General features: G+C 65.0%; 28 protein-coding genes, 4 tRNA genes and 2 pseudogenes. 15 read left to right on the top strand and 19 right to left on the bottom strand.

What is annotated here, in order from left to right:
• Positions 1–110 precede the first annotated feature (110 nt).
• Complete coding sequence (locus V7778_RS13055; protein WP_335555839.1) at positions 111–860, top strand: helix-turn-helix domain-containing protein; 750 nt, start codon at positions 111–113, stop codon at positions 858–860.
• A 10-nt stretch (positions 861–870) separates the two neighbouring features.
• On the opposite strand, the gene V7778_RS13050 is transcribed toward V7778_RS13055, so the two are convergent.
• The 11 genes from V7778_RS13050 to cysS all read right to left on the bottom strand — a co-directional run bounded on the left by V7778_RS13050 (position 871) and on the right by cysS (position 11,593).
• Positions 871–2,025 (bottom strand): GGDEF domain-containing protein, encoded by a 1,155-nt coding sequence (locus tag V7778_RS13050; protein WP_335555836.1) that lies wholly within the window; start codon positions 2,023–2,025, stop codon positions 871–873.
• A 60-nt stretch (positions 2,026–2,085) separates the two neighbouring features.
• The gene (locus V7778_RS13045) at positions 2,086–2,586 is read right to left on the bottom strand and encodes a universal stress protein (RefSeq protein WP_335555835.1); all 501 of its coding nucleotides are present in this window, start codon (positions 2,584–2,586) and stop codon (positions 2,086–2,088) included.
• A 31-nt stretch (positions 2,587–2,617) separates the two neighbouring features.
• A complete protein-coding gene (locus tag V7778_RS13040) occupies positions 2,618–3,055 on the bottom strand; it encodes a universal stress protein (protein WP_335555833.1) in 438 nt (145 codons plus the stop codon).
• Positions 3,056–3,102: 47 nt separating this feature from the next.
• Positions 3,103–3,558: a universal stress protein gene (locus V7778_RS13035; protein ID WP_335555831.1), complete on the bottom strand. Its 456-nt coding sequence runs from the start codon at positions 3,556–3,558 to the stop codon at positions 3,103–3,105.
• Positions 3,559–3,613: 55 nt separating this feature from the next.
• Positions 3,614–4,342, bottom strand: a complete 729-nt coding sequence (locus tag V7778_RS13030) for a PEP-CTERM sorting domain-containing protein (protein ID WP_335555829.1) — start codon at positions 4,340–4,342, stop codon at positions 3,614–3,616.
• 1,088 nt (positions 4,343–5,430) lie between these two features.
• A tRNA-Ser gene (locus V7778_RS13025) sits at positions 5,431–5,524 on the bottom strand.
• Between the two features lie 96 nt (positions 5,525–5,620).
• Positions 5,621–6,868, bottom strand: a complete 1,248-nt coding sequence (locus V7778_RS13020) for an aspartate kinase (protein WP_335555827.1) — start codon at positions 6,866–6,868, stop codon at positions 5,621–5,623.
• Positions 6,869–7,016: 148 nt separating this feature from the next.
• A complete protein-coding gene (gene tilS / locus V7778_RS13015) occupies positions 7,017–8,387 on the bottom strand; it encodes a tRNA lysidine(34) synthetase TilS (protein ID WP_335555825.1) in 1,371 nt (456 codons plus the stop codon).
• A gap of 53 nt (positions 8,388–8,440) precedes the next feature.
• Complete coding sequence (locus tag V7778_RS13010; protein ID WP_211519196.1) at positions 8,441–9,418, bottom strand: acetyl-CoA carboxylase carboxyltransferase subunit alpha; 978 nt, start codon at positions 9,416–9,418, stop codon at positions 8,441–8,443.
• A gap of 58 nt (positions 9,419–9,476) precedes the next feature.
• Complete coding sequence (locus V7778_RS13005; RefSeq protein WP_335555823.1) at positions 9,477–10,187, bottom strand: DNA-3-methyladenine glycosylase family protein; 711 nt, start codon at positions 10,185–10,187, stop codon at positions 9,477–9,479.
• Positions 10,187–11,593, bottom strand: coding sequence for a cysteine--tRNA ligase (gene cysS / locus V7778_RS13000; RefSeq protein WP_335555822.1), 1,407 nt, complete (start codon positions 11,591–11,593; stop codon positions 10,187–10,189). The genes V7778_RS13005 and cysS overlap by 1 nt, the downstream gene beginning before the upstream one ends.
• Positions 11,594–11,844: 251 nt before the next feature.
• On the opposite strand from cysS, the gene V7778_RS12995 reads away from it, so the two are divergent.
• The 3 genes from V7778_RS12995 to V7778_RS12985 are packed head-to-tail and all read left to right on the top strand — an operon-like array spanning position 11,845 to position 13,795.
• Positions 11,845–12,465 carry a peptidylprolyl isomerase gene (locus V7778_RS12995; protein WP_335555820.1) on the top strand — a complete coding sequence of 207 codons (621 nt, stop codon included), beginning with the start codon at positions 11,845–11,847 and terminating at the stop codon, positions 12,463–12,465.
• Positions 12,466–12,510: 45 nt separating this feature from the next.
• Positions 12,511–13,002, top strand: coding sequence for a peptidylprolyl isomerase (locus V7778_RS12990; RefSeq protein ID WP_335555818.1), 492 nt, complete (start codon positions 12,511–12,513; stop codon positions 13,000–13,002).
• A 40-nt stretch (positions 13,003–13,042) separates the two neighbouring features.
• The gene (locus V7778_RS12985) at positions 13,043–13,795 is read left to right on the top strand and encodes a UDP-2,3-diacylglucosamine diphosphatase (protein WP_335555816.1); all 753 of its coding nucleotides are present in this window, start codon (positions 13,043–13,045) and stop codon (positions 13,793–13,795) included.
• A 9-nt stretch (positions 13,796–13,804) separates the two neighbouring features.
• On the opposite strand, the gene V7778_RS12980 is transcribed toward V7778_RS12985, so the two are convergent.
• Positions 13,805–14,197, bottom strand: a complete 393-nt coding sequence (locus V7778_RS12980; RefSeq protein WP_335555813.1) for a type II TA system antitoxin MqsA family protein — start codon at positions 14,195–14,197, stop codon at positions 13,805–13,807.
• Between the two features lie 97 nt (positions 14,198–14,294).
• Here V7778_RS12980 and V7778_RS12975 point away from each other — a divergent pair, with 97 nt between their 5' ends.
• The 5 genes from V7778_RS12975 (at position 14,295) to V7778_RS12955 (ending at position 17,547) form a co-directional block, all read left to right on the top strand.
• Positions 14,295–14,417, top strand: coding sequence for a hypothetical protein (locus V7778_RS12975; RefSeq protein WP_335555811.1), 123 nt, complete (start codon positions 14,295–14,297; stop codon positions 14,415–14,417).
• Positions 14,418–14,525: 108 nt separating this feature from the next.
• Positions 14,526–14,918: a GntR family transcriptional regulator gene (locus V7778_RS12970; RefSeq protein ID WP_335555810.1), complete on the top strand. Its 393-nt coding sequence runs from the start codon at positions 14,526–14,528 to the stop codon at positions 14,916–14,918.
• Positions 14,915–15,784 carry an ABC transporter ATP-binding protein gene (locus V7778_RS12965; RefSeq protein ID WP_211521792.1) on the top strand — a complete coding sequence of 290 codons (870 nt, stop codon included), beginning with the start codon at positions 14,915–14,917 and terminating at the stop codon, positions 15,782–15,784. Before V7778_RS12970 ends, V7778_RS12965 begins: the two co-directional genes overlap by 4 nt.
• Positions 15,781–16,749, top strand: coding sequence for a hypothetical protein (locus V7778_RS12960; protein WP_335555807.1), 969 nt, complete (start codon positions 15,781–15,783; stop codon positions 16,747–16,749). Before V7778_RS12965 ends, V7778_RS12960 begins: the two co-directional genes overlap by 4 nt.
• Before the next feature lie 12 nt (positions 16,750–16,761).
• Positions 16,762–17,547, top strand: a complete 786-nt coding sequence (locus V7778_RS12955; RefSeq protein ID WP_335555805.1) for a hypothetical protein — start codon at positions 16,762–16,764, stop codon at positions 17,545–17,547.
• On the opposite strand, the gene V7778_RS12950 is transcribed toward V7778_RS12955, so the two are convergent.
• The 4 genes from V7778_RS12950 to rnr form a co-directional block, all read right to left on the bottom strand.
• Entirely contained in the window at positions 17,507–18,196 is a 690-nt protein-coding gene (locus V7778_RS12950) for a YceH family protein (protein ID WP_335555803.1), read from the bottom strand. The genes V7778_RS12955 and V7778_RS12950 overlap by 41 nt on opposite strands.
• Before the next feature lie 8 nt (positions 18,197–18,204).
• On the bottom strand, positions 18,205–18,942 hold the full coding sequence (cysE, locus tag V7778_RS12945; protein WP_335555800.1) for a serine O-acetyltransferase: 738 nt from the start codon (positions 18,940–18,942) through the stop codon (positions 18,205–18,207).
• 236 nt (positions 18,943–19,178) lie between these two features.
• A complete protein-coding gene (rlmB, locus tag V7778_RS12940) occupies positions 19,179–19,922 on the bottom strand; it encodes a 23S rRNA (guanosine(2251)-2'-O)-methyltransferase RlmB (RefSeq protein WP_335555798.1) in 744 nt (247 codons plus the stop codon).
• Positions 19,923–19,925: 3 nt separating this feature from the next.
• The gene (gene rnr / locus V7778_RS12935) at positions 19,926–22,577 is read right to left on the bottom strand and encodes a ribonuclease R (RefSeq protein ID WP_335555797.1); all 2,652 of its coding nucleotides are present in this window, start codon (positions 22,575–22,577) and stop codon (positions 19,926–19,928) included.
• Between the two features lie 328 nt (positions 22,578–22,905).
• Here rnr and V7778_RS12930 point away from each other — a divergent pair.
• From V7778_RS12930 to V7778_RS12920, 3 genes are all read left to right on the top strand, one after another.
• Positions 22,906–22,990, top strand: a tRNA-Leu gene (locus V7778_RS12930).
• A gap of 30 nt (positions 22,991–23,020) precedes the next feature.
• A tRNA-Leu gene (locus V7778_RS12925) sits at positions 23,021–23,105 on the top strand.
• Between the two features lie 44 nt (positions 23,106–23,149).
• Positions 23,150–23,234 (top strand) — tRNA-Leu (locus tag V7778_RS12920).
• Positions 23,235–23,323: 89 nt separating this feature from the next.
• On the opposite strand, the gene cueR is transcribed toward V7778_RS12920, so the two are convergent.
• Entirely contained in the window at positions 23,324–23,740 is a 417-nt protein-coding gene (gene cueR, locus V7778_RS12915) for a Cu(I)-responsive transcriptional regulator (RefSeq protein WP_335555796.1), read from the bottom strand.
• A gap of 99 nt (positions 23,741–23,839) precedes the next feature.
• On the opposite strand from cueR, the gene V7778_RS12910 reads away from it, so the two are divergent.
• Positions 23,840–24,058 (top strand): hypothetical protein, encoded by a 219-nt coding sequence (locus tag V7778_RS12910; protein ID WP_335555795.1) that lies wholly within the window; start codon positions 23,840–23,842, stop codon positions 24,056–24,058.
• A 63-nt stretch (positions 24,059–24,121) separates the two neighbouring features.
• Positions 24,122–24,688 carry a TIGR01841 family phasin gene (phaP, locus tag V7778_RS12905; RefSeq protein ID WP_335555793.1) on the top strand — a complete coding sequence of 189 codons (567 nt, stop codon included), beginning with the start codon at positions 24,122–24,124 and terminating at the stop codon, positions 24,686–24,688.
• Positions 24,689–24,735: 47 nt separating this feature from the next.
• Here the strand turns inward: phaP and tssA are convergent, their stop codons facing one another.
• Positions 24,736–25,722: a type VI secretion system protein TssA gene (gene tssA / locus V7778_RS12900; protein WP_335555791.1), complete on the bottom strand. Its 987-nt coding sequence runs from the start codon at positions 25,720–25,722 to the stop codon at positions 24,736–24,738.
• Positions 25,723–25,755: 33 nt separating this feature from the next.
• Positions 25,756–26,310, bottom strand: a pseudogene (locus V7778_RS12895) (AAA family ATPase); the annotation flags it as partial.
• 62 nt (positions 26,311–26,372) lie between these two features.
• Here V7778_RS12895 and V7778_RS12890 point away from each other — a divergent pair.
• Positions 26,373–26,824, top strand: a pseudogene (locus V7778_RS12890) (hypothetical protein); the annotation flags it as partial.

Genomic DNA, 26,824 nt, shown 5'->3' with positions numbered 1-26,824 from the left:
GAACAGATCCACGATGCCTTACAGAAATGAAGCCATCGTCGCCCTTGCCCGCCCCTCCACTTTACCGGATACTGGTCTGCGCGGCGTCTTCGCGCGCCGGGGGAGACCGTATGAATCACATGAGCGTTCAACCTGAGCTGGGTGCTCCCATGCGCGCACCGCTGGTACCCAAGTGCCGTCGGTGCGTCGCCCGCGACCTGTACCTGCCCTCCGGCGTCGATGCACGCGAATTCGCCACGTTCAACAACCTGATCGTGCACCGCCGCCGCCTCGCGCGCGACGACATCCTGGTTCGCCGGGCCCAGCCCTTCGTCATGCTCTACGCGGTGCGGTTCGGACACCTGAAGGGTTCGCGCCCCGACCACCACGGTCATCCTCGCGTCACCGCGTTCTACATGACCGCCGACCTGATCGGCCTGGACGCGATCTCCACCGGACGCCACACATGCACCCTGGTAGCGCTCGAGGACAGCGAGGTCTGTGAAATTCCCTATACTAAGTTCTTGGAAACCCTCCAGGTATCGCCACGATTGCTGCAGCGCTTCCATTGTGCGATGAGCCAGGAGATTGTCCGCGAGCAGGCTGCGCTCCTGCATGCGAACAGGTCCGCGGCAGAAAGGCTGGCCGGATTCCTGCTGAGCCTGTCGGCAAGGTATGCCCAGCGCGGGTTGTCGGCGCGCCGCTTCCGCCTGCACATGTCGCGCGCCGATATCGGCGACCACCTCGGACTGGCGCTCGAAAGCGTCAGCCGTCTGCTGACCCGCTTCCGCGACGAGGGCTGGATCGCCCTCGACAAGCGCGAGATCGAGCTTCTCGAACCCGGGCGACTCGCGGCGCTGTTGACGGCCGCTCCCGGCTAGCCAACCATCCTCAGGGGTGTTCGTGCGGCGCCAGCTCGATGCGATCACGTCCGCCTGCCTTGGCCCGGTACAGAGCGGCATCGGCTGCAGCCAGTAAAGCGTTGAAATCCGAGTGGCGGGGTTCAAGACCTGCGATCCCGATGCTGATGGTACATCGCACCACGCCCTCCGGGAAATCCAGCCGAATGGCTGCTACGGCATTGCGCATCCTCTCGGCGCAGGCGATCGCCTCTTCTTCCTGCGTCTCCGGCATGACACAGACAAACTCCTCGCCCCCGATGCGCCCGAAATAGTCGCTGGCGCGCAGCTCGGCCGAGCACACCTTGCCAAGCTCGCGAATCAGGGCGTCGCCCGCAGGATGGCCAAAGGTATCGTTGATACGCTTGAAGTAGTCGATGTCGATCATGCTGATGGCCAACGGCCGGTTGTAGCGCCGCGCGAGCGAAAAGTCGTGACCTGCAAGCTCGATCAGGTAGCCCCGCGCCAGGAGGCCGCTGAGGCTGTCGTGATGCGCCTCATAGGCAAGCGCTCGTTGTGCCACAAACGCGGCGCGCCGCAAGTGGCCCTGCTTGATAGCGATCGCTGCGGCCAAGCCAAGCGTGATCAGGTAGACCAGGGCACTCCTGGCAAAGACCTGCTGTGGGAGAACAGCGGCGCCCAACAGGGCGAACAATAGCGTCGGGAACAGGAATATTAGCAATAAGCGGTGCAGCCGAGGCTCCATCAGCGCGACTGGAAACATGACTCCGGTGATCGCCGGGAGCGCGAGCACCAGGCCGTCGGGCAGCAGTGCCGAACTGAGGATCATGGCGCCCGTATGCGTGCCGTAGACGAAGCCGCAACGCCAGCCCACCGGGATCGCCGGGAGCCATGCGGCATACCCCACGGCGCCGATCAGCACGAGCGCCAGGCGCAACATGCTTGTGGTCGCTGCCCGCTCCGGATCGATCCAGTAATCCCATGCACTGAACAAGACCACGGCAATCCCGAATGCCGCTCCCAGCGCGGGCAGCATGTCGCCCAGGCTGCGGTCGAGTTCCTTCCCGAATTCGCGCTCGACGGCTTCCTCGAGCTTACCGGAGACGCGGGTAGTCCAGGCGCGCAAGCCCGCTTTCAGGCGACGAGGGCCCGCCTCTCCCTGCCCGGCCTGGAGTGCCTGCTTCACCGGCTCCGCAAGCGTGCGCCATGGTGGCCGCTGCGGACGCGAGCGCACCTGGAGTCCCGGTCACGCATGGCGCTCTGCTGGACAGTGCCGCGCCAGCGCCTGCGCACGCTCGTCCTTCGACACCGGCCGCAACACCATGACCGGCATCGGGGCATAGGCGAGCACCGCCTGTGTCACACTGCCTGCGAGTAGCCGGCTCAGGCCACGCCGTCCGTGCGAACCCATGAAGATCAGGTCGCAGGCCTGCTCGCATGCGGTATCGACGATCACTTTCCCTGGATCCAGGGACAGCTCGACCCGTTGCGTGCATGTCACCCCCGCATCCTGAGCGCGTGCGCAGATCGCGGCAACCAGCTTTTGCGCATTTTCGAGCAGCACGTCAACTTCGAGTCCCGCGTCGATCACCATCGCCGCCTCGGCGGACTGGATTGCAGGCTCGGGCATGGCGATGGACAGCGCAAGGATCTCGCTGCCGCAGACGCGGGCGAAATCGATCGCGGCGTCCACGGCATTCTCGGATACGGGCGAACCGTCGGTTGGGACGAGGAGGCGCTTGTACATAGCTTTGCGTTCCTTTCCGGCGCCGCGGCGCCTAGCGGTGCACCATGACGGGGATCGCGCTGTGGACCAGCACCTTGTGGGTCTCGCTACCCAGCAGCAGACCTTTGATTCCCCGGCGGCCGTGGGAGGCCATCATGATCAGGTCGCAGCCTTGTTCGCGGGCGCTTGCGATGATCGCCTCGTAAGGACTATCGGAAACGACTTGGAGGCAAGTACATGGCACGCCACGCTCGCGTGCGAGGGCGGCGATCTCGTCCAGCAGGCGTCCCGCCCGCGCCGTGCTGGCCTCCTTGTACTCGGACGCCGTCTGCTCCAGCATCTCGGCATCGGTGGTGAAGGTGTGGAACTCCGGGACCGCCGTCATGGCGACCACCGTGGCACCGGTGCTTTTGGCGAAGTCGAGGGCGGCGTAAGCAGCTCGCCCCGATGCTTCCGAACCATCGGTCGGAAAAAGTATTCGCTTGTACATTTCCACCTCCTCAATGAAGTAAGACCGTGACCGCTCGCGGGACGTGCTCATGCGGGCATGACGCTCCCGCGGTACAGCATGACCGGCAAGGGAGAATAGGCGAGCACCAGTTGCGGCACCCTGCCCGCGATCAGCCTGGTCAGTCCGCCTTGACCATGGGTCGCCATGAAGATGAGGTCGCAGTTCGACTCCTCGGCGACCCGGATGATCTCCTCATGCTCCGGCGACGCGGCCGAGGTGACGACGCTGTGCTGCACCCCGGCTGCCCCAGCCATGTCCGCAATCCTCCCGGCGCGCTGCGCGGCCAGGTCCAACGCCCGGCCGCGCTCGGCCGCCGCGGGCCCGGCCGGGTCGTCCGCGCTGACGGCCGACAGCGGAAGCATCTGCGCGATCGACAAGGCGACGATTTCGGCGCCGCACCCGCGCGCGAGGGTCACTGCCGCCCTGCCGGCGGTGTCGGACAAGGGCGATCCATCGGTGGGTACCAGGATCTTGCGGAACATCTCGGCCTCTTCCGTTCGTTCGTATTCAAGAACACCAGTCCCCAGTCTGTTCCGATCAGTCAAAAAAATGTTTGATGCAGGTCAAAATGTGCCGTAATTGCCCAGTTACGTTACCGAGATTCAGGCGCCGCCGCAGGGCGAGGGTCAACAGCCCGGCCGACAGCAGGAGGAAAGGTGCGGGCTCCGGCACCACTCCCACCTGGACGGACAGCATGGCGTCGGTGGTTGACGACATCTGCCAGTGGAGAGGGACATCCGGGTAGCTTGGGAAGGCATCGATGGTGTAGTGCCCATACACGCCGTCGCGCGCGTCGGCATAAAGCGGGCTCAGCGGCCCAGCCGCGCCCGGGTTGTCCGGCAGGTAGTACAGCGTATGGGAGAAACGGATGATATAACTCGAGTCCGGCGGGCCAGGCGTATTGAACGAAATGACATGGCCGTAGGCGTCGAAGCTGGTGGACTGGTCGTAGAGATTGACAGAGCTGTCGGCGCGGCCGCCATAGTGGAATTCCTGGTCTCCGATGCGAAAGTCGATCGCCACTTCACCGCCATCGTTGTAAGCCCAGTTGGAGGGAATGGCGTCCGGCTCGAATGTCGACCTGAGAGTCAGTTCGAAGGGAAGGAAGGGCGCCGTCGTGACACTGTCCAGCCCGAGTGCGAACAGGATGGTGCTGTCGACATTGCTCGTCCCGGTCGAATGCGTGGTGACGGACACCGGTTCGGCCAGGACAAGCGCCGGCAACCCAAGCACGAACATGCAGGCACGCCTGCTCAGGAAGGACATGCTGGTCTCCAAGGATTCGTCATGCAAGAAGGCGTACGGGACACTGTCCTGCGCCAGCCGGTTGCCCGGAACCTTCAGCGGGAGCGGCAGCGGCCGCCACCGGCCGCATCCCCGTCAGGGCTGCCATCAACGCGGGTACGCATCCCGACAGGTAGCGCGTGACGAGCAGGCGCAACCGACGGCCGGAACAGCGTCGGTCCCGTCTCGCAGGTAGTAAAGCCTCAGGCTCCTTCGCAAGACGTATCAACATCGCAGCCCCCGAAACAGCCTGTGTCACCTCACCTTAGTCGCTGGACACCCCGCAATCAAGGACATTGTTGGCAGCGTGGGGGCGTACAGCTCGTTGGACTGTCTTGTCCCAGTCTAGGACCTTATTTTTCAGTGCGATTTTGACGCGCGTCAAACGCGTGGCCATTACCGATCGCCACTATCAGAGCTCATAAGCTTGTCCGGGCGTTTTCTATTCGCTCGACGGGAGGCATGCATGTCACAGCTTTTCTGGCCGGTGCATCGGGTGTGCTGGCCAGCCGCGGCACCTTGGCTGCGCCGAGCTGCCGTTGGACCGGTCACGGGCAAGCACGGAACGACAATCGCCCTGAACGAGGCAGGCCAGGCCGTCCTCAACAAGCGCGAGCCGGGCTTTCCCTTGTCGCTGATGGAAGCTGTCAGTCATCGAGCGCGTAGACGGATACAAATCCCGCAATGGGATCCGTATTGACACGTTCTTGAAGTTCCAAAACAAAAAACCCGCAGCGCAAACAATCGTCTTGCCGAAGGCGGTGGGATTCGCCTACATCCTGCCGGCCGCGCTTGCGCGAGTACGCGCAAGCCTTCGCATCCCACGCGTAGAGCGCGCAGGCGCTCTACTCGCCTGATCCGCTGCGGAAAAGAAAAAAGCGACCTTGCGGTCGCTCTTTTCTTTGAAACTTGGCGGAGGCGGTGGGATTCGCCTACATCCTGCAGGCCGCGCTTGCGCGAGTACGCGCAAGCCTTCGAATCCCACGCGTAGAGCGCGCAGGCGCTCTACTCGCCTGATCCGCCGCGGAAAAGAAAAAAGCGACCTTGCGGTCGCTCTTTTCTTTGAAACTTGGCGGAGGCGGTGGGATTCGAACCCACGATACAGGTTTAAGCCCATATGCTTCCTTAGCAGGGAAGTGCCTTCGGCCACTCGGCCACGCCTCCAATCAGTTCCGACTTGTCAGTCAGCGCTGAGTGCACGCATCTTAAGGTCTGGTGCGTCTTGCGTCAAGGACGCACACCCTAAAATTTTGAAAATTGTTAAGCTTGCTCCAGGTTAAAAGCCTTGTGGAGGGCGCGGACCGCCAGTTCCATATACTTTTCGTCGATCAGCACCGAAATCTTGATCTCCGAGGTCGAGATCATGAGGATGTTGATGCCCTCTTCCGACAGGGTGCGGAACATCTGCGAGGCCACGCCGACGTGGCTGCGCATGCCCACGCCCACGGCCGAGACCTTCGACACCTTGGCGTCGCCGATGACCTTGGTCGCGCCCAGCGCTTCCTGCTGTCCTTCCAGCACGTTCATCGCCTTGACGTAATCGTTGCGCGAGACCGTGAAGGTGAAGTCGGTCTTACCATCGACCGACTGGTTCTGTATGATCATGTCGACTTCGATGTTGGCGTCGGCGATCGGTCCCAGGATGTGGAAGGCGACGCCCGGTTTGTCCGGCACGCCCAGGACGGTGATCTTGGCTTCATCGCGATTGAAGGCGATGCCGGAGATGACGGCTTGTTCCATGTTGCTCTCTTCCTCAAACGAAATCAGGGTACCGGAGCTGGCTTCCTCGGCCAGGTCCATCAGGGGATCGGTCAGCGACGACAGCACGCGCGTCGGCACCTGGTAGTTGCCGGCGAATTCGACCGAGCGGGTTTGCAGCACTTTCGAGCCCAGCGAGGCCAGCTCGAGCATTTCTTCGAAGGTGATCTTCTGCAAGCGGCGCGCTTCGTGCACCACGCGCGGGTCGGTCGTGTAGACGCCGTCCACGTCGGTGTAGATCAGGCATTCGTCCGCCTTCAGCGCGGCGGCGATCGCCACCGCCGAAGTGTCCGAGCCGCCGCGGCCGAGGGTCGAGATATTGCCGTCCTCGTCCATGCCCTGGAAACCCGTGATGATGACGATCTTGCCCGCCGCCAGGTCCGCACGCACGCGGGTGTCGTCGATCGACTGGATGCGCGCCTTGGTGAACGAAGAGTCGGTGCGGATGCCCGCCTGCCAGCCGGTGTACGAGACCGCATCCTTGCCGATCGCCAGCAGCGCCATCGCCAGCAGGCCGACCGAGACCTGCTCGCCGGTCGAGGCTATCATGTCCAGTTCGCGCGGATCCGGCTGCGCCATGATTTCCTTGGCCAGGCCGATCAGGCGGTTGGTTTCGCCCGACATGGCGGACGGAACGACAACGATTTGGTGACCTGCGTCATGCCACTTGGCCACGCGGGCCGCGACATTCTTGATGCGTTCCGTCGAGCCCATCGACGTTCCGCCATATTTGTGGACAATTAAAGCCATATCGGGAAGGGTTCCAGCTTGTAGAAAGATCAAAGGGGACCTTTACTCTAGCATGCTGCAATGCGTCATCACAAGGCTCTGAAAGCCAAAAGCTATACGAAAAGAAAATAAAGTAATACCTTTTCCGCATAGAGCTTGCATAGACAATTTACGCCGGACTGGGCTCCCAGCGCAGGGCGACCAGCTGCGCCCCTTCCCTGCCGAAGTGCCTGCTGTCCATGCCGATCCCGGCGGCGAACAGCAGGTCGAGTCCGCGCTTGATCACGGGCAGGCGCTCGCGCTCCCAGGCCGGCACACCCAGGTGCTGGAAGTGGGCCTTCAGGCTGCGGGTCGGGCGGTTCGCGGCCGGTTTGAGGCGCTCGCCTCCCTGGCGGAAGTCGATCGTCAATGCCTGGGTACGCAGCCAGGCCGCGTCGAAGCCTTGCGCGGCCGGCTCGATGTGAAGCACGCCGCCGTAGGCCGGGAAGGCGATCGCCGCCTGGCCCTCCCAGCGGAACGATTCGCCTGCGCGGTGCAGCACGCCGATGTCGTCCGGATCGCGCATGCCGTCAAGATCCGGCAGGCGCGGCGTGATGTGGAGCTTGCCCCGGTGGCGGCGGATGTGGCAGCCCGGATGGGTTACCTTGAGCTGGGCGTCCTCGCGCGCCGTCAGCAGCTGGGCCACCATCTCGCCCAGCCAGGCGGTCGAGGGCATGGCCAGGCCGCGCACCGTGAACAGGCGGCGCAGCAGGTTGTGGATGCGGTCCCGGCTCAGCCCTTTGATGCGCGCCAGGTCGAGCGCGTCGCCGTCGAGGCTGGCCGCCAGGTCCTGTTCGGCCAGTTCGTCGAGCAGGCGCTGGGCCGAGGCCGCATGCGCGGCGCTGCGGGCGATGCGCTCCTGGAAGCCCGGAAAGCTCGATGCCAGTGCCGGCATCACGCCGTGGCGCAAGGCATTGCGGGCGTAGCGAGGATCGAGGTTCGATTCGTCCTCGACCCAGGTGACGCCTTGCGCGGCCGCCCAGGCTTCGAGGGCCGCGCGCGATTGCCCCAGCAGCGGGCGCGCCATGACCAGCTCTTCGCTGCCCAGCAGGCCGGGCGCGCGGTTGGCGGCGTCCATGCCGGACAGGCCGGCCGGCCCCGAGCCGCGCAGCAATTGCAGCAGCACGGTCTCGGCCTGGTCGTCGAGGTGGTGGGCGGTCAAGAGCACACCGGCGCCGTGCGCACGGCACATCTCGCCCAGCGCCGCATAGCGCAGGCGGCGCGCGGCCGCTTCGGTGCCGGATTTATCCTTGGGGATGCTGACGCGGCGGACATCGAAAGCAATGCCGAGCTCGCCGCAAGCACGCTCGCAATGGGCGAGCCAGGCGTCGGCGTGGGGGCTGAGCCCGTGATGGACGTGGAAGGCGTGGACGGCGCTGCCCTCTTCCTTCGCCCAAGCATGGGCAAGGCGCAGCAGGACCATGGAATCGAGTCCGCCGCTGAGGGCAACAGCCAGGGAAGCAAAGGGATACTGCGCGCGCAGGCCGTGCATGGCCCGCATGAAAGTCGATGAAAGCGCTACCGGCAAGGCGCCGGCAGCGGTCTTCGAACGGCTCACTCTTCGCGCGGCAGCGTTTCCTTGAACTTGCCGTAGGCCATCAGCTTTTCGTGGCGCGCTTCGAGCAGGTCCTTGGTCTTCATGCCCTGGAACTGGCGCAGGGTGTCGGCCAGGGCGCGCTTGAGCAGCTGGGCCATCTGGGCCGGATCGCGGTGGGCGCCGCCCAGCGGTTCGTTGACGATCTTGTCGATCAGGCCGATGGCCTTGAGGCGGTGCGCGGTCAGGCCCAGGGCGTCGGCCGCGTCCGAGGCGCGTTCCGAGGTCTTCCACAGGATCGAGGCGCAGCCTTCCGGCGAGATCACCGAATAGGTCGAGTATTGCAGCATCAGCACCGCGTCGCCGACGGCGATCGCCAGCGCGCCGCCCGAGCCGCCTTCGCCGATGATGGTGGCGATCAGCGGCACTTTCAGCTCGGCCATGACGTACAGGTTGTGGCCGATCGCTTCCGACTGGCCGCGCTCTTCGGCGTCGATGCCGGGGAAGGCGCCCGGGGTGTCGACGAAGGTGAAGATCGGCAGGCCGAATTTCTCGGCCAGCTTCATCAGGCGCATGGCCTTGCGGTAGCCTTCCGGACGCGGCATGCCGAAGTTGCGCATCGCGCGCTCCTTGGTGTCGCGGCCTTTCTGGTGGCCGATCACCATGCAGGGCTGGCCGTTGAAGCGGGCCAGGCCGCCGACGATCGACTGGTCGTCGGCGAAGGTGCGGTCGCCATGCAGTTCATGGAAGTCGGTGAAGATCGCGTTCACATAGTCCATGGTGTACGGACGCTGCGGGTGGCGCGCGATCTGGGAAACCTGCCAGGGAGTCAGCTTGGCGTAGATGTCTTTGGTCAGTTGCTGGCTCTTCTTGGCCAGGCGGTCGATCTCTTCGGAGATGTCGACGGCGGAATCGTCCTGCACGAACCGCAGCTCTTCAATCTTGGAGTCCAGCTCGGCAATCGGCTGCTCAAAATTGAGGAAAGTTGTTTTAGTCATTGTACCTCCGGATTATTTCGTGGCCGCTGCGTTTCCGTGCGCCGCGGCGTTCAGGGCATTATTTTACCGTACCGGACGCCGCTATCGGGTCCAGGCTGCGCCATAAATACCAGGTGGCAACTGTCCGCCAGGGCTCCCAATTGGCCGATACCTCGCGCGCATCGCTGCGCGACACCGGTTCGCCCGAGAAGTAATTCTGGCTGATGCCCTGGATCAGGCCGGGGTCGTCCAGGGGCAGGACGTTCGGCCGGAGCAGATTAAATATCAAAAACATCTCCGCTGTCCAGCGCGTAATGCCGCGGATCTGGACCAGCTCGGCAATGACGGCCTCGTCATCCATCTGCGACCACAGGTCGGCATGGACGCGCCTGGCCTTGAAATGGTCGGCCAGGTCGAGGATGTATTCGGTCTTGCGCTTGGACAGGCCGCAGCTGGCCAGCTCGGCCGCGCCCACCTTGATCACCTGGCTCGGGGCCAGTTTCGGGCACAGGGCGAGCAGCTTGTCCCAGGCCGCGTCGGCCGCCTTGGGCGTCACCTGCTGGCCCACGATCGAGCGCGCCAGGGTGGTGAAGGGATCGGGATGGCCGCGCAGGTGCAGGTCGCCGAACTGGGGGATCAGCTTGTTCATGATGCGGTCGCGCTGCATCAGTTCCAGCTTGGCCTCGGCCCAGTAGGCGGGCACCGACAGCATGTCAGAATTTGCCGACCCCTGGTCGGCAACGCCTGCCCCTGGCGTCGTCGCGCCCGCCTTGTCCTTGTTGGCTGCCATTACGCGCGGCGCCAGCCCGTTCCGTCCGGCTTGTCTTCCAGGATGATCCCGGCAGCAGTCAGTTCGGCGCGGATCTTGTCCGCCTCGGCGAAATTGCGCGCCTTCTTGGCGTCGGCGCGGCGGGCGATGGCGTCCAGGATCGCGGCTTCATCCATGCCGCCCTCTTCCTGGCCGCCGGATTGCAGGAATGCCTGCGGCGAGCGCTCGAGCAGGCCCAGCACGCCGGCCAGGGCTTTCAGCTGGCGCGCAGCATCGAGTCGACCCGCCACGGACTTGGTGCGGTTGACTTCGCCCGCCAGGTCGAACAGCTCGGCCACGGCCAGCGGGGTATTGAAGTCGTCGTCCATGGCTTCGCGGAAGCGCAGGGCGTGTTCCTCGTCCCAGTTCACGGCCACGGCTTCCGTGCCCAGGTCGACGTCGGACAGCGCCGTGTACAGGCGGCTCAGCGCACCCTTGGCGTCGTCGATGTGGACGTCGGAATAGTTCAGCGGGCTGCGGTAGTGGGCGCGCAGGATGAAGAAGCGCACCACTTCGGCATCGTACTTCTTGAGCACGTCGCGGATGGTGAAGAAGTTGCCCAGCGATTTGGACATCTTCTCGTTATCGACGCGCACGAAGCCGTTGTGGATCCAGTAGTTGACCATCGGCCCACCGAAGGCGCCTTCGGACTGGGCGATCTCGTTCTCGTGGTGCGGGAACTGCAGGTCGGCGCCGCCGCCGTGGATGTCGAAGTGTTCGCCCAGGGTCGCGCAGGACATGGCGGAGCACTCGATGTGCCAGCCCGGACGGCCCTTGCCCCATTTCGAATCCCACTTGGCTTCCTCGGGTTCGGATTCCTTGGCGGCCTTCCACAGCACGAAGTCGAGCGGGTCGCGCTTGGTGCTGCTCACATCCACGCGCTCGCCGGCGCGCAGGTCGTCGAGCGACTTGCCGGACAGCTTGCCGTAGCCGTCGAAGCCGCGCACGGCGTAATTGACGTCGCCGTCCTCGCTCTTGTACGCCAGGCCTTTTTGCTCGAGCTTGTCGATGATGTCCAGCATCTGCGGCACGTAGGCGGTGGCGTGCGGCACCACGGTCGGCGGCAGGATGCCCAGCGCGGCCGTGTCCTCGTCCATGTAGCGCTCGAAGCGCGCGGTCAGGGAACCGATGGTTTCCTTGTTCTCGACGGCGCGCTTGATGATCTTGTCATCGATGTCAGTGATGTTACGAACATAGTTGACGTCGTAGCCGGAAGCCCGCAGCCAGCGGTATACGACGTCGAAAGCCATCATCATCCGCGCGTGGCCCACATGGCAGTAATCGTAGATGGTCATGCCGCACACATACATGCCGACCTTGCCTGCGACCTTGGGCACGAACACCTGCTTGTCACGCGCGAGCGTGTTGTAAATCTTGAGTTGGCTCATTGAATACCGTATCGGAGAGGTGGACGGACCGGCAATGCAAAAGCCGGGCGGAAGCGCTCAATGCGCGGTGCCGCCGGGCGGAGCCTGCGTCGGGTGCGTCCGTGTCCTCGGTGTTGTTCTTATTTGATAGAATGGGTCGTTCCGCGCAAAGTATAGCATTGATAAAATCCTGTCTGGCCGCATATGGTCCAGCTTTATTTTCAGCGAAACCCTTGACAGCGCCTTGTGCCACGTCCACCAGAGGAGGCCTGATGCCCATGCCCAGCTTGTCCCGCCGTTCCCTCCTGACCCAGCTCGCGACCGCCGCCGCTGCCGTTACCGCTTCGCTGCTCCTGAGCGGCGCGGCCCTGGCCGCCGACCTGCCCCAGGTCTCGATCAAGACCAGCATGGGCGAGATCGTCGTCGAACTGGACCGGGAAAAAGCGCCCAAGAACGTGGCCAATTTCCTGGCCTATGTGAAATCCGGATTCTACAAGGGTACGATCTTCCACCGCGTGATCGACGGCTTCATGATCCAGGGCGGCGGCATGAACGAGAAATTCGAGGGCCGCAAGACCCTCAAGCCGGTCAAGAACGAGTCAAGCAATGGCTTGTCGAACCAGCCGTACACGATTTCGATGGCGCGCGAGAACCATCCCGACAGCGCCACCTCGCAGTTCTTCATCAACGTGGCCGACAATTCCGGCATCGATTTCCCGAACGTGAACGGCTCGGGCTATACCGTATTCGGCAAGGTCGTGAAAGGCCAGGAAGTGGTCGACAAGATCAAGGCGGTCGTCGTGGACGACGTGCGCGGCATGGAAAACGTGCCGGTCACGCCGATCTTCATTAAATCCGCCACCCTCCTCAAGGGCGACAAGCTTGTAAAATAGCGCCCGCTGAACACTTCAACGATAACCAACTCACAGGACAATCCCATGACCACCTTACTCATGACCACGAACAAGGGCAACATCACCATCGAACTGGACGCCGAGAAAGCGCCGAAGACGGTTGCCAACTTCCTGGACTACGTGAACAAGGGCCACTTCACCAACACCATCTTCCACCGCGTGATCAAGGACTTCATGATCCAGGGCGGCGGCTTCGAGCCGGGCATGAAGCAGAAGAGCACCGACGCAACCGTCGAGAACGAAGCCAAGAACGGCCTGAAGAACGACAAGTACACCCTCGCCATGGCCCGCACCTCGGCGCCGCACTCGGCATCGGCCCAGTTCTTCATCAACACCAAGGACAACGCCTTCCTGAACTACCCGGGCCAGGATGGCTGGGGCTATGCCGTGTTCGGCAAGGTCACCGAAGGCCAGGACGTCGTCGACGCGATCAACAACGTCAAGACCACCCGCAGCGGCATGCACTCGGACGTGCCGGTCGATCCGGTCGTCATCGAAAAAGTCGAAGTCGTCTAAGCACGGGAGCGCGCCGGCACATGCTGCACCCGTCGATCCAATGACAATGCCTGCGCGCCCGCGCGCGCTGTTCATCTCCGACCTGCACCTGCAGGAATCGCACCCGCGCACGGCCGAAGCCTTCTACCGCTTCATGGCCGGCCCGGCGCTGCGCGCCGAGCGGCTCTACCTGCTCGGCGACATCTTCGAATACTGGGCCGGCGACGACGATCTCGCGACGCCTTTCCATCGGCAAGTGATTGCCGCGATCCGCAGCGTCGCCGATGCGGGCGTGGACATCTATTGGCTGGCCGGCAACCGGGACTTCCTGGTCGGCAGCGGCTTCGCGCAGGCGGCCGGCCTGACGCTGGCGCAGGAGCCCCACCTGATCGAGGCCGGCGGACGCCGCATCGCCCTGGTGCACGGCGATGCCCAGTGCACCCTCGATACCAAATACATGGCCTTCCGCGCCCAGGTGCGCGATCCCGCCTGGCAGCGCCAGTTCCTGGGCATGCCGCTGGCGCAGCGCAAGGCCATCATCGCCGGCCTGCGCGAAGGCAGCCGCGAGGCCCATATGGGCAAGTCCAGCGAGATCATGGATGTGACGCCGGAAGCGGTACAGGACTTGTTCGCGCAGGCCGATGCGGCGGTCATTATCCATGGCCATACCCACCGCCCCGCCGTCCACGAGACCGACGGCAAGCTGCGCTACGTGCTGCCGGACTGGGAGCTGGACGCCGAGCCGGCGCGCGGCGGCTGGATCGCGCTCGGCGCGGACGGCGCCATCACGCGCCATGCACTCTCCGAGCTGTAGGCTTTCTTCCTAACGCACCTCGTCCAGCAGGTGCGGATGCCGGCCCACCAGCCGCAGCAGCTTGAGCAGCGCGGCCGGCGCATCCGCCTGCCCGCTTTCCAGGCGGGAGAACTCGCCCGGCCCGTCGGCGAACAGTTCGTCGGCCTTTTGCTGGGTCAGGCCCAGCTTCTTGCGCAGGTTGCGGATGTCCTGCCCCGCCTCCAGGTCGACCTGCTTGCGGAAGGCGCGGACCAATTCGCCATAGTGCTCTTCCTCGCCGCGGGTGCAGACCACCTCGCGGCATCCCGAGCAGTAATCTGCGATCACGTCGGGGATCGTGGTGCTTCTACCCTTGTAGGTGTAGACCATGTCCCGGGTCGCGTGCACCAGGGGCGATATGCCGCAGTTCGGGCATTTCAGCATGTCGGGTTCTCCTTCGAAGTTCTAGCCGAATCCTACCAAAGCCGCCGAATCCGGCGCGGACCGTAGGGTCGGCGGGGTCATTCAGGCCAGGGCCTGAATGACAGACGCCGACGCGGTGACAGTTGGCAGCAAGATCATCGGGTGCGAAAGCGGAGCCGGCATCGATCACCGCATCGGCGGCAAAGCCGCCAACCCTGCCAATTTCGCGCATGTAGGTTGACACTTACAAAACCGCTGTTATACTTCACTACAACACCACTTCATCACATCACCAATAAGGAGGCAGGGATGATCACCACGCTGCGCCGCAACCCCAGGGAGGCCCACGATGTCAGTCGGCTGGAACGATAACACCCCGATCTACCGCCAGCTCAAGGAGCGGGTGGTGGGCATGATGCTCGACGGCGTGCTGAAGGCCGGCGATGCCCTGCCCTCGGTCCGCTCGATCGCGGCCGAATATCAATTAAATCCGATCACCGTATCGAAGGCTTACCAGGAACTGGTCGACGAGAACTTAGTGGAAAAGCGAAGGGGAATTGGCATGTATGTCACCGAAGGAGCAAGCGAGAAGCTGTTGTCCACGGAACGCGAACGTTTCATCCGCGAGGAATGGCCGGCGATGGTGGAGCGCATCCGCCGCCTGGGCTTGAACCTGGAACAGCTGCTGCGCGCCGCCTCGGTGTCGCCGGATGCGTCGCCGAGTCCGGGAGGTGCGGCATGAGCACCGTGCTTTCCGCGCGCGGCCTGACCAAGCGCTATGGCAAGCGGATCGCGGTCGACAGCGTCGACTTCGACATCCCGGCCGGGCGCATCGTCGGCCTTATCGGCCCCAACGGTTCCGGCAAGACCACCACCCTGAAGGCGGCCCTCGGCCTGGTGCCCTTCGAAGGCGAGCTGTCGGTGCTGGGCTTCGATCCGCGCACCCAGCGCGACGAGCTGATGAAGGACGTGTGCTTCATCGCCGACGTCGCCATCCTGCCGCGCTGGCTGCGCGTGAAGGATGCGGTCGACTTCGTGGCCGGCGTGCACCCGCGCTTCGACCGCGCCAAGGCCGAGCGCTACATCGCCCATACCAAGCTGCGCCCCACCATGAAGGTCAAGGAAATGTCGAAAGGCATGATCGTCCAGCTGCACCTGGCGCTGGTGATGGCCATCGACGCACGCCTCCTCGTGCTGGACGAGCCGACGCTCGGATTGGACATCATCTACCGCAAGCAGTTCTATCAGAATTTGCTGGAAGACTACTTCGACGAGAAGAAGACCATCGTCATCACCACCCACCAGGTGGAAGAAGTCGAGCACATCCTGACCGACCTGCTGTTCATTCGCGACGGCAAGATCGTACTCTCGGCCACCATGGACGAGATCGGCGAGCGCTACATGGAAGTGATGGTGCCGGCCGAGAAGATCCCGGCCGCCAACGCCCTCCAGCCGCTGGACCAGCGCACCGTGTTCGGCAAGTCCGTGATGCTGTTCGACGCCAACCGCGCCGGCGTCTCGCGCGACCAGCTGGCCGCGCTCGGCGAAACCCGCAACCCCAGCGTGGCCGACCTGTTCGTCGCCACCATGAAAGGAACCTACGCATGAAAACGATGAAGTGGATGCTCCAGCGCGAGATCTGGGAGCACAAGGGTGCGTTCTTCTGGGCGCCGATCGTGGTGGCGGCCGCGCTCGTCCTGCTCATCGGCGGCGGTTTCGTCTACGGCATGATCACCACCAACATGGCCAACATCCAGGTCGACGGCGCCCACGTGGTATCGATCCAGGGCATTCCGCACGAGATGCGCAGCAAGCTGGCCGACGTGATCGCTTCCAGCTACCTGGGCGCGGCCCTGCCGCTGTTCATCATGCTGCCGGTGGTGGTGTTCTTCTACTGCCTGGCCGCCCTCTACGACGACCGCCGCGACCGCAGCATCCTGTTCTGGAAGTCGCTGCCGGTCTCGGACCAGGATACCGTGCTGTCCAAGGTCATCACCGCCCTGGTGGTCGCCCCCATGATCACGATCGCGGTCGGCGTCGCCGCCTCGCTCACCCTCCTGATCATCGGCCTGGTCGGCAGTGCGGCCAAGGGCCTGAACCTGGTGGCGCCGGTGCTCTCCGACATCAACCTCTACCTGTCGCCGCTCTACCTGCTGGCCTTCCTGCCGCTCTACATCCTGTTCGCGCTGCCGACCGTCGGCTGGCTGCTGATGGTCTCGGCCTGGGCCCGCTCCAAGGTCTTCCTGTGGGCGGTGGGCACGCCGCTGGTGGCGATCGTGGTGCTGAAATGGGTGGACTTCATCATCGGCCGCTTCGCCAACCTGACCCTGAACGTCGACTGGTTCGTGCAGGAAGTCGTGTTGCGCGGCCTGATGGGCCTGCTGCCAGGCATCTGGCTGGCCGAGCTCGACAACTCGTCCCTGGCCGAGGTCGGCGAAGGACTGAACGGCGGCATCCTGCTGGCGCACTCCTACGGCGCGCTGGCGACCCCGGGTGTGTGGCTGGGCGCCCTGGCCGGCGCGGCGATGATCTTCGCGGCGATGCGCCTGCGCCGCTGGCGCGACGAAGGTTGAGGGGCTGAGCGGATGCGCGCCCTTCCCGCCTTCTTCCTCGGCAGCGTACTGCTCTGCGGCGCAGGTCCTGCCAGCGCCGTGGACACCGCGCCGGCCCGCGAGCTCGATCCCGTGCACGTGAATGCAATGCGCGATCCGGAAATCCGCAAGTACAAGGCGATCCTGGCCGGGCTGGATGCCTTCGACCGGCACCACAAGATGGCGCCGGCGGTCGAGCGGCTGACGTTCCGCGCCACGGCGCGCAAGCCGGACGAGTCGCCGGCCCGGCTGGCGGCGCGCCTGGTGGGCGACGACGGCTTTTCGCTCGCGCTTCCCATCGGCGCCGACGGCCGCTTCGTGGTGCCGCGCAGCGATGCCGCGGCGAGCGCCGAGAGCGAACTCGAGCTGAACCGCAAACGCCGCGCCTACCGCGTCAACCCCGACATCAGGACGCCGGGCCTGCCGGCCAACCAGCGCCGGCTGGGCGACCTGCGGCTGGAATGCAAGGTGACGGTGGCGATCGCCAAGGAAGAAATCCCGCTATTCTGGGTGCTGGCCATCAACACCGTCATGCTCACCAGCGACTGGTGCAGCTTCTTCGACGAGAAGCGCCAGGCGCGCTTCGGCTTCCACGCCGACGGCCCGGTCACCGGCGCGGTCCTGCGCGAAGGCGAGCGCAGCCTGGATCTGACAGCCAAGGACACGTCCTTCGAGGTCCCGCTGGGCTCGCCGGAATGGAGCGACGAGGCGGTGGTGGAACTGCGCTTCGCGGACGCGGCTACTGGAACTGCTGGCGAAACGCCTCGAACTGCGCCTTGAGGTCTTCCAGCTCGCCGCGCAAGGCGGCGACTTCCTGCTCGAGCTGACCGATGCGGCCGCCCTGGGTCATCCCGGCAGCCGCGCTATTTACCTGCTCGGCGCCGGCCACGATGGTGATCTCGCCACCCAGCAGCTGCCCGTAGCGCGATTCCTTGGTACCGGGCGCGCGCTCCAGGCGCGCCACCAGCGGCGGATATTTATCGATCAGGAACTGCAGCGCCGCCTCGACGTCCGCCACGCTCTTGAACTCGTGCAGGCGCCCGGTGCGGGTGCGGATCTCGCCCGCGGTCTGCAGGCCGCGCAGCATCAGCACGGTGAGCACCGCCAGCTTGTCCTGCTCCAGGGTCCACTTGATGCGCATGCGGTGCTCATACTTGACCACGCGCGCGCCGGCCTGGGAGATACCGTTGACCAGCTTGCGTTCGGTGAGGCGCTGCAGGGTGTCGAGCACCACCTCGTCGGTCAGCTGCATCACCGGATCGCGGCTCGACAGCTGGTTGCAGCCGTTGACGATGGCGTTGAGCGACATCGGGTAGTTGTCGGGGGTGAGCGCTTCTTTTTCGGCCAGCACCGCGAGCACGCGGAGTTCGATCGGGTCGAGCACGGCTGCGGCCGCGGTGTCTCCGCCGCCAGTCGTTTCATTCGTCATGCGGTTCCTTAGTCAACCAGGCGGTTCAGTTGTTCCGAATCGAGTTTATCACCCTCCTTCATGTTCGGACAGCACAGGCCGGCGGCTTTCATGGACGCGGCCATGCGCTCGATCTGCTCGTCCTGGCGGGCGACATGGTCGATCAGGTTGCGCAGGGCCTTGGACAGCGGGTCGTCGCCGTTGGGCGTGACGCCATAGGCCGCGAACAGGTGCGCGCTGCGCGACTGGGCTTCCTTGCGGATGATGTGGGCCGGGTTGCCGACCGCGGTGGCGCCGGAAGGCACCGGCTTCACGACCACGGCATTGGAGCCGACCTTGGCGTATTCGCCCACGGTGAAGGCGCCCAGCACCTGCGCACCGGCGCCGACGATGACGCCGCGCTCCAGGGTCGGGTGGCGCTTGGTGCCGGCCACCAGGGTGGTGCCGCCCAGGGTGACGCCCTGGTAGATGGTGCAGTCGTCGCCCACCACGGCGGTTTCGCCGATTACCACGCCGAAGCCGTGGTCGATGAAGACCCGGCGGCCGATGACGGCGCCGGGGTGGATCTCGATGCCGGTGATGACGCGGGCGATGTAGGAAATGAAGCGGCCGAGCCACTTCAGGTTCATCTTCCAGCAGGCATGCGCCCAGCTGTGCATGATGACCGCGTGCAGGCCCGGATAGCAGGTGAGCACCTCCCAGCCGTTGCGGGCGGCGGGATCGCGTTCGATGATGCTCTTGATATCTTCGCGCAGCTTGAAAAACATAGTGGGATTCAGTGCAAGTCCTCGCCCATGGTAGCGTATGTTGGGTGGACTTGCTTATGTGGGGTCAATGTGGGGGGGGCGGTCTCGGGCTGCTCAACGGACTTGGATCCCCGCCTTCGCGGGGATGACGTTTACGCGGAGCGTGTGAAAGTTGCTATATCGACTTTCGGACGTATCGTATGAACGTCATCCCCGCGAAGGCGGGGACCCAAGTTTGCCGGCAGACCGCAAACGGCTCAGCCTTCGCGCGCCATCCTCTGGCGCCTTGCCTCATACAGGCACACGCCCGACGCCACCGACACGTTCAGGCTCTCGACCGAGCCCAGCATCGGAATGTTCACCAGCACATCGCAGGTCTCGCGCGTCAGGCGGCGCATGCCCTCGCCTTCCGAACCCATGACCAGGGCGGCCGGACCGGTGAAGTCGGCCTGGTACAGGCCGCGGTCGGCGTCGTCCGAGGTGCCGATCAGGAGGATGTCGCGTTCCTTCAGTTCGCGCATGGTGCGCGCCAGGTTGGTGACGGTGATATACGGCACGGTCTCGGCCGCCCCGCTGGCCACCTTGGCGGCGGTCGCGTTCAGGCCCACCGCGCGGTCCTTCGGCACGATCACCGCGTGCGCGCCGACGCCGTCGGCCACGCGCAGGCAGGCGCCCAGGTTGTGCGGGTCGGTGATGCCGTCCAGGATCAGGAGCAGCGGCGGCCCCTCGATCGCATCCAGCAGCTCGTCCAGGTTGCGCGCCAGGGCCAGCTGGCTGGCGAAGGCGATCACGCCCTGGTGGCGGCGGGTGCCGACGATCTTGTCGAGGCGCGAGGACTCGACCGGCATCACGCGCACGCCGGCCGCCTTGGCGCCGGCGACCAGGTCCTGCATGCGGCGGTCGTTGCGCTCGGCGTCGACGAAGATCTCTTCCACCGACGAAGCCTCATGGCGCAGCCGCGAAGTCACCGCGTGGAACCCGAAAATCATTTTGTTTTTCATGCTTTACTTCTTTTTGCTAGTTTTGGATGCGGTCTTGGCAGCCGCTTTGGTCGCACCTTGTTTGCTGGTGCTCTTGGATGCTGCGGTTTTCTTGGCCGGGCTCTTGGGCACGCCCTTGGCTGCCGGCTTTGCGGCCGGCTTGGCTGCGGTCTTCGCTGCAGGCTTGGATGCGGTCCTGGCCGCGCCGCGCGCGCCGCGCGGCGGCGGCACGAAGACCACGTCCTGTTCCGCTTCCGACTCGTCCTCGTCCTCGGCCGAAGGCGCCGGGGTGGCCGTTGGCGAGCCCAGCAGTTCGCCGGCCTGGGCCTTGGCGCGCGCCTTGCGCGACTTGGGCGGCTTCGGCTCCAGCGCTTCCTGGGCCGCCTGGCGGGCGCGCTCGAGCGGCGTGGGGACGGGCGTGCCTGCCTGCGCCTGAGCGGAATCAGGCGTGCCCGTGCCCAGCACCAGGTCGATCTTGCGCGCCTCCAGGTCGACACGGGCCACCTTCACGCTCACGCGGTCGGTCAGCTGGTAGCGCTTGCCGGTGCGGTCGCCGCGCAGCTCGTGGCGCGCGTCGTCGTACTGGAAATAGTCCTGACCCAGTTCGGTCACGTGCACCAGGCCTTCGACGTAGAGCTCGTCGAGTGTGACGAAGATGCCGAACGGGGTGACGCCGGACACCGTGCCGGTGAATTCCTCGCCCAGCTTGTTCTGCATGAAGTAGCACTTCAGCCAGTTCTCGACGTCGCGCGACGCTTCATCGGCGCGGCGCTCGTTGGCCGAGCAGTGTACGCCGAGGGCGTCCCAGATCGTCAGGTCCTTCTCGGCTTTCTGCTTGCCTTCGGCCTTGTTCTTGGCCGCCTGCTTGCGCGCCGAATTCGACAGGGTCGTGTTCAGCTTGCCCAGCTCGATGCCCTTCGGCTCGTAGCGCTTGCCCAGCAGCAGGGCCTTGATGGCGCGGTGGGTGAGCAGGTCCGGGTAGCGGCGGATCGGGCTGGTGAAGTGGGCATAGGCCTCGTAGGCCAGGCCGAAGTGGCCGACGTTGTCCGGGCTGTAGACCGCTTGCTGCATCGAGCGCAGCAGCATGGTCTGCAGGAGGGCCGCGTCCGGGCGCTCCTTGATCTGCTGCATGACTTCGGCGTAGTCGCGCGCCGTCGGCTTGGCGCCGCCGCCCAGGTTCAGGCCCACCTGCTTGAGGAAGGTGCGCAGCTGGTTCAGTTTTTCCTCGGTCGGGATCGCGTGGATGCGGAAGGTGCCCGGGTGCTTGTGGCGGATCAGGAAGTCCGCCGCGCACACGTTGGCGGCCAGCATGCATTCTTCGATCAGGCGGTGCGCGTCGTTGCGGGTGCGCGGGATGATCTTCTCGATCTTGCCCAGCGGGTTGCAGACGATATAGGTTTCGGTGGTCTCGAAATCGATCGCGCCGCGTTCCTGGCGCGCCTTGAGCAGCGCGCGGAAGGCCTCGTTGAGGTTCAGCAGGTGCGGCACGATGCCTGGACGGCGCTGGGCTTCCGGTCCCTTGGTGTTGCCGAGGATGTCGGCGACTTCGTTATAGGTCAGGCGCGCGGCCGAGTGCATCACGGCCGGGTAGAACTGGTAGGCGGTGACTTCGCCCTCGAGCGTGACGACCATGTCGCACACCAGGGTGCAGCGGTCCACGGCCGGGTTCAGAGAGCACAGGCCGTTCGACAGTTTCTCGGGCAGCATCGGGATCACGCGGCGCGGGAAATACACCGAGGTGCTGCGCTCGATCGCGTCCACGTCGAGCGCGTCGTTCGGCTTCACGTAGTGGCTGACGTCGGCGATCGCCACCAGCAGGCGGTAGCCCTTGGCGCGGCCGATCTTGATCGGTTCGCAGTACACGGCATCGTCGAAGTCGCGCGCGTCTTCGCCGTCGATGGTCACCAGGGGCACGTCGCGCAGGTCGACGCGGTCCGCCAGGTCGGCATCGATGACTTCGTTCGGCAGCTTGTTGGCCTGCTTGAGCGCGGCGGGCGAGAACACGTGCGGCACGCCGAACTTGCGCACGGCGATCTCGATTTCCATGCCCGGGTCGTCCAGTTCGCCGAGCACTTCGACGATCTTGCCGGTGGGTTTCTGGAAGCGGCCCGGCTGCTCGATCAGCTCGACGCTCACCACCTGCCCCGCCTTGGCCTTGCCGGGCGGGCCGGCCACCAGGATGTCCTGGCTCATGCGCTGGTCTTCGGGCGACACGATCCACACGCCGCCCTCGTTGAGCAGGCGGCCGATCACGTGGGTGTTGGCGCGTTCGACCACTTCGACGATCGAGCCTTCGGGGCGGCCGCGGCGGTCGGTGCCGGTCACGCGCGCCATCACCTTGTCGCCGTGCAGCACCTTCTGCATTTCGCGATCGGACAGGAACAGATCGTCGCCGCCGTTATCCGGAATCACGAACCCAAATCCGTCGCGGTGCGCGCTGACACGTCCGGCCACGAAGCCGGTGTGATCGGTCAGCATATAGGTGCCGGTCTGGCGGTCGGCGCGGATCTGGCCGTCACGCTCCATGGCGTTCAGGCGGCGTCCGAGGACTTCCTGGGCTGCTGGCTTGACTTTCAGGGCGCGCGCTACCGCGGCCGCGTCGAGCGGCTCGGTGGCGTCGCGAAACACTGCGAGGATTTCCTCGCGGCTTGGAATGGTATGAGTAGGTTGCTTCAAATCGGTTTCTTTTTCTTAGTAGTGACGGCGCCGTATCGGCAACGCTGGCAGCGCCTTGGTTTCGTTGACAGCTTGACAGGCGTAGTGTAACGGAGGTCCGCGCGATTCGCCTAACACGATTCGTCTGCGGGAATGCCCGCAATCCTCTCAGCGGGGTCTTTGACTTTTGAAATTCATCCGCTATAATCTCGGTCTCTTCAGCAACGACGGCAAGGTCGAAGCGAAGAACGCAGCAGTAGCAGGAGTGCGTCTGGCGCAGCGAACAACGAAAGTTGATCTAGCGAAAAATGACAAAGCCTGATATTGTAGCAGAGTTAGCAGGTGCAGTGCCCACGTGGCGGAATTGGTAGACGCGCATGGTTCAGGTCCATGTGCCGCGAGGTGTGGGGGTTCGAGTCCCTCCGTGGGCACCAAAAGCTAACTCAGGTAGTTGATGTTTGTATGCCCACGTGGCGGAATTGGTAGACGCGCATGGTTCAGGTCCATGTGCCGCGAGGTGTGGGGGTTCGAGTCCCTCCGTGGGCACCAAAAGCTACCTGGTTGTCAGTAGTAAGAGTTGATGTTGTATCAGTGCCCACGTGGCGGAATTGGTAGACGCGCATGGTTCAGGTCCATGTGCCGCGAGGTGTGGGGGTTCGAGTCCCTCCGTGGGCACCAAACTCTACCGAATTGAACGTGTTTTGTTCCGCAAAACGCCGTAGCCTTTACCAAAGGGTTACGGCGTTTTGCGTTGTCCTGCCCTTCTTTCAGTGCGCGGCCAGGTCGTCCAGGATCGGGCACTCCGAACGCGCGTCGCCATGGCAGGAAGCGGCCAGCGATTCCAGGGTGCGGCGCATTGCTTCCATCTCCGCGATCTTGCGGTTCAGCTCATCGATATGGCTGCGGGCCAGCGCGCGCACGTCGGCGCTGGCGCGTCCCTTGTCCTGCCACAGCGCCAGCAAGTCGCGGATCTGGTCGAGCGAAAAGCCGAGGGCGCGGCCGCGGTGCACGAACTGCAGCACCCGCACGTCCTGGCCGGTGTAGACGCGGTAGCCGGCATCGGTGCGGCGCGCGGCGCCGATCAGCCCGATCGATTCGTAGTGGCGGATCATCTTGGCCGAGACGCCCGAGGCGCGCGCGGCCTCGCCGATATTCAAGGTGGAAGCCTGGGAGTCGTGCATCATGCCCTCCTGTTGTAATCCCGGCGAAGAATACACCTTCCCACGATAGGAAGGTCAAGCGGTGCTTGACTTGCCGCATGGTAGGGTTAAGCTGGACGGACCATGATCTTCCATCGGATTGCCGCCTCACTGGCTACCCTGTTGACTGCCTCTGCCCTGATCGGGCATAGCGCTGTCGCCGCTCCGGCGCCCTATTACCAATGGCGTAGCACGCTCAACGGCGCCCTCGCCTGTTCCCAGACGCCGCTCGGCGAAGGCTGGGTCAAGGCGCGCGGCCCGTATCGGGACGCGCATTGCGAAAAACTTATTGTTGTTAAATAATGCAGTGAGAACACCCCACGCGTCTGTTATGCGCATTTACTGAGCATCCACTGAGGAGACACAATGTTTACCAGCCCGGAACAGTTTGCCAACGCCACCAAGACCTTGTTCGATCTCCAGATGCAGACCTTCAACGCCCTGGCCAGCAAGACGGTCAAGGGCGTGGAACAGGTCGTGGCGCTGAACATGAACGCCGCCAAGGACACGATGGCCGGATCGCTGCAAACGGGGCGCGACATGAGCCAGGCAACCGATCCCAAGGCGGCCATGGATGCCCTCAAGGCCCGCATGCAGCCCGGCCTGATGAACGCCACCGAATACCGGGCCCAGCTCAAGGCCATCATCGACGAAATGCATGACGAGTTCCGCCACGCCGCCGATTCGCACGTGGCCGAGGCCAAGAGCACCCTGTCGGCCCTGATCTACGACGTGACCGAGCACGTCAAGCCGGGGCAGGAAAACGCCGTCGAGATCATCAAGGCCGCGATCGACAACGCCTTCAAGGGCTACGAGCAGGTCACCCAGGCAACCCGCCAGGCGGTGCAGACGGTCGAGGCGCAGTTCGAGCGCGCCACGCAGATGGTCAACCCGGGCACGAACAAGACGGCCGACCAGGCAAGCGCAGGATAAAACGCCGGGTGGACGGCAGAGCCGTCCACCCGCAGCGACTTACGCTTTCATTCCACCGCTTCAATCCCCAGCAAGTCCTCCAGCCGCGCCAGCGAGGCATCGTCCTTGATGACGGAGCGCAGCCACGCGTGCAGCGGCTGCTCGCCCCAGCGCGCCGCCTTCTCCGCCAGGTAGGCCACCGGGCTGTGCGGCTCGGTGCGCCGGAAGAATTCAGCCACCTGGCGCAACTGGGCAAGCGCCTGTTCACGGTGCTGCAAGGGCCCTTCGGCCAGCACGACTGGCGCTGCGGCGCGTACGACCGCTGTGCTCACCGGTGCGCCGGGCGCGGCCTGGACCGCCACCGCGCCCGGCGCCGGCGTCACGAAATCCTTCACGTCGCGCAGCACCGCGTGCGCCACGCTGAAGCTGGGCCCCTCCGCGCCCAGGCGCGCATCCGCTGCCCGCTCCAGCTCGTCGAGCGCGGTGAGGCAGGCGTCGGCGTCCGCCGCCACGCACGCGAAGAAGGCGGCCGAGCTGCGTGCGCGCGCCGCTTCCAGTTCGGCCGCCTCGCCCTCGCCGCCCTGCGCATGCCTGGTCTCCCACCGCATCATGCTGGCCCCGTTCTCCAGCACCGGCACGTCCTTGGCCAGCGGCGAGATGCGCGCCGCGATCCAGGCCAGGTTGCCGATGCGGCGCTCGAAGCCGTCCTCGTCCGCCAGCGGATGCAACCCGTCCCAATAGCGTTCGCACAGCGCCGCCACCAGGCGCAGGCCGTCGGCCAGGCCGCGCAGGCCGCCGGTCCTGGCGCTGGCCTCGGCCAGCCACACGGCCAGTTGCAGGTCCTTGCTGCGCGTCTCGATCAGCAGGGCGCAGCGCTTGCCGACGAACTTCCAGTCGGCTTCCTTGAGCGTGGTGACCCAGGCGCCCTGCTCCAGCGACGGGTCGTCGGCCTGGCGGGCGCGCGCGATCTCGTCGACCTCGGGCGAGAACGCCAGGTCTTCGCCGCAGGGGTTGTCCGGGGCGATGGGCGCCAGGAGCGCATCGATGGTGAACATGGGAACTCCTCCTAATGCTGCCGCTTTTGCCGCTCATGTCGCTTGTGCGGCTTCCACCGTATACTTGAACTTGCCCGCCTTGGTCGCGCTGACCTTCACGCGGGCGATGCCGCCGCCTTCGGCCATGCGCGCCAGCACTCTGTCCGCGATCTCGGGCAGCAAGCTGCCGTTCAAGACATTGTCGACGTTACGCGCGCCGGAATCGACCTCGGTGCAGCGGTTCAGGACCGCCGCCACCAGGGCATCGTCGTACTCGAAACGCGCGCGGTGGTTGTCCTGGACCCGCGCGCCGATGCGGTCCAGCTTGAGCCGGATGATATCGGACAGCACCTCGTCGCGGATCGGGTAGAAGGGCACCACCGTCAGGCGGCCCAGGAAGGCCGGCTTGAAATGCTTCATGAGCGCGGGCCGCAGCAGCTCGGACAGCTGGTCCGGCGCTGGAATTTCATCGACCGGCTTGTTCAGGCAGGCCTGCATCAGCTGGCTCGATCCCAGGTTCGAGGTCAGGATGATGATGGTGTTGCGGAAGTCGATCTGGCGTCCTTCGGCATCGTCCATCACGCCCTTGTCGAAGACCTGAAAAATCAGCATCGGGGCTCCCTAAATTGTTTCTAATCAGAACCAGGAAAGCCCATCTTAGGAGTCCTGCCGTGCGTCCTTCAGACGAAAATCAAGCCACCTCCACGCGCCCCAACCTGATGTCGGCGTCCCGGCCCAGCCATGGGCGTCCGGGCGAGGACAGCATCCTCGCCAAGCTCGAGCGCGATCCCGCGCGCCGCCGGGCCCCTCGCTCGCCGCTGCGGCTGTTCGGCTACGGCGCGGCCGCCGCGGTGGCGGTGGCGCTGACGGCGACCCTGGCCTGGCTGGCCGCCGACAGCGGCGGACCGCCGGCCATGCTGGCCCAGGCGGCCGTGCCCGCCGAGTCCCGGCCGTCCGCGGCGCCGGCGCTGATCATGGTGGCCGACAGCGCGCCCAGGGACGCCGGCGCGGCCCTGATCGAGGATCCGCCCCCGCCTCCTCCGCCACTGCGCCTGCTCCAGGGCCCGACCATGGCGCCTCCGCCTCCTCCGCCGGCCATCGCGCCGGAACGCCGCCAGCCCGC

It is taken from the genome of Massilia sp. DD77 (assembly GCF_036961685.1).
Lineage (GTDB): Bacteria > Pseudomonadota > Gammaproteobacteria > Burkholderiales > Burkholderiaceae_D > Telluria.
This window is presented reverse-complemented; position numbering and strand designations above follow the sequence as displayed.

Coding starts and splice junctions, on each gene's coding strand:
- V7778_RS13055 (WP_335555839.1), top strand. CDS start 111: ATGAATCACATGAGCGTTCAACCTGAGCTGGGTGCTCCCATGCGCGCA.
- V7778_RS13045 (WP_335555835.1), bottom strand. CDS start 2,586: ATGTACAAGCGCCTCCTCGTCCCAACCGACGGTTCGCCCGTATCCGAG.
- V7778_RS13040 (WP_335555833.1), bottom strand. CDS start 3,055: ATGTACAAGCGAATACTTTTTCCGACCGATGGTTCGGAAGCATCGGGG.
- V7778_RS13035 (WP_335555831.1), bottom strand. CDS start 3,558: ATGTTCCGCAAGATCCTGGTACCCACCGATGGATCGCCCTTGTCCGAC.
- V7778_RS13030 (WP_335555829.1), bottom strand. CDS start 4,342: ATGTCCTTCCTGAGCAGGCGTGCCTGCATGTTCGTGCTTGGGTTGCCG.
- V7778_RS13020 (WP_335555827.1), bottom strand. CDS start 6,868: ATGGCTTTAATTGTCCACAAATATGGCGGAACGTCGATGGGCTCGACG.
- tilS (WP_335555825.1), bottom strand. CDS start 8,387: ATGCGGGCCATGCACGGCCTGCGCGCGCAGTATCCCTTTGCTTCCCTG.
- V7778_RS13010 (WP_211519196.1), bottom strand. CDS start 9,418: ATGACTAAAACAACTTTCCTCAATTTTGAGCAGCCGATTGCCGAGCTG.
- V7778_RS13005 (WP_335555823.1), bottom strand. CDS start 10,187: ATGGCAGCCAACAAGGACAAGGCGGGCGCGACGACGCCAGGGGCAGGC.
- cysS (WP_335555822.1), bottom strand. CDS start 11,593: ATGAGCCAACTCAAGATTTACAACACGCTCGCGCGTGACAAGCAGGTG.
- V7778_RS12995 (WP_335555820.1), top strand. CDS start 11,845: ATGCCCATGCCCAGCTTGTCCCGCCGTTCCCTCCTGACCCAGCTCGCG.
- V7778_RS12990 (WP_335555818.1), top strand. CDS start 12,511: ATGACCACCTTACTCATGACCACGAACAAGGGCAACATCACCATCGAA.
- V7778_RS12985 (WP_335555816.1), top strand. CDS start 13,043: ATGACAATGCCTGCGCGCCCGCGCGCGCTGTTCATCTCCGACCTGCAC.
- V7778_RS12980 (WP_335555813.1), bottom strand. CDS start 14,197: ATGCTGAAATGCCCGAACTGCGGCATATCGCCCCTGGTGCACGCGACC.
- V7778_RS12975 (WP_335555811.1), top strand. CDS start 14,295: ATGACAGACGCCGACGCGGTGACAGTTGGCAGCAAGATCATCGGGTGC.
- V7778_RS12970 (WP_335555810.1), top strand. CDS start 14,526: ATGTCAGTCGGCTGGAACGATAACACCCCGATCTACCGCCAGCTCAAG.
- V7778_RS12965 (WP_211521792.1), top strand. CDS start 14,915: ATGAGCACCGTGCTTTCCGCGCGCGGCCTGACCAAGCGCTATGGCAAG.
- V7778_RS12960 (WP_335555807.1), top strand. CDS start 15,781: ATGAAAACGATGAAGTGGATGCTCCAGCGCGAGATCTGGGAGCACAAG.
- V7778_RS12955 (WP_335555805.1), top strand. CDS start 16,762: ATGCGCGCCCTTCCCGCCTTCTTCCTCGGCAGCGTACTGCTCTGCGGC.
- V7778_RS12950 (WP_335555803.1), bottom strand. CDS start 18,196: ATGACGAATGAAACGACTGGCGGCGGAGACACCGCGGCCGCAGCCGTG.
- cysE (WP_335555800.1), bottom strand. CDS start 18,942: ATGTTTTTCAAGCTGCGCGAAGATATCAAGAGCATCATCGAACGCGAT.
- rlmB (WP_335555798.1), bottom strand. CDS start 19,922: ATGAAAAACAAAATGATTTTCGGGTTCCACGCGGTGACTTCGCGGCTG.
- cueR (WP_335555796.1), bottom strand. CDS start 23,740: ATGATGCACGACTCCCAGGCTTCCACCTTGAATATCGGCGAGGCCGCG.
- V7778_RS12910 (WP_335555795.1), top strand. CDS start 23,840: ATGATCTTCCATCGGATTGCCGCCTCACTGGCTACCCTGTTGACTGCC.
- phaP (WP_335555793.1), top strand. CDS start 24,122: ATGTTTACCAGCCCGGAACAGTTTGCCAACGCCACCAAGACCTTGTTC.
- tssA (WP_335555791.1), bottom strand. CDS start 25,722: ATGTTCACCATCGATGCGCTCCTGGCGCCCATCGCCCCGGACAACCCC.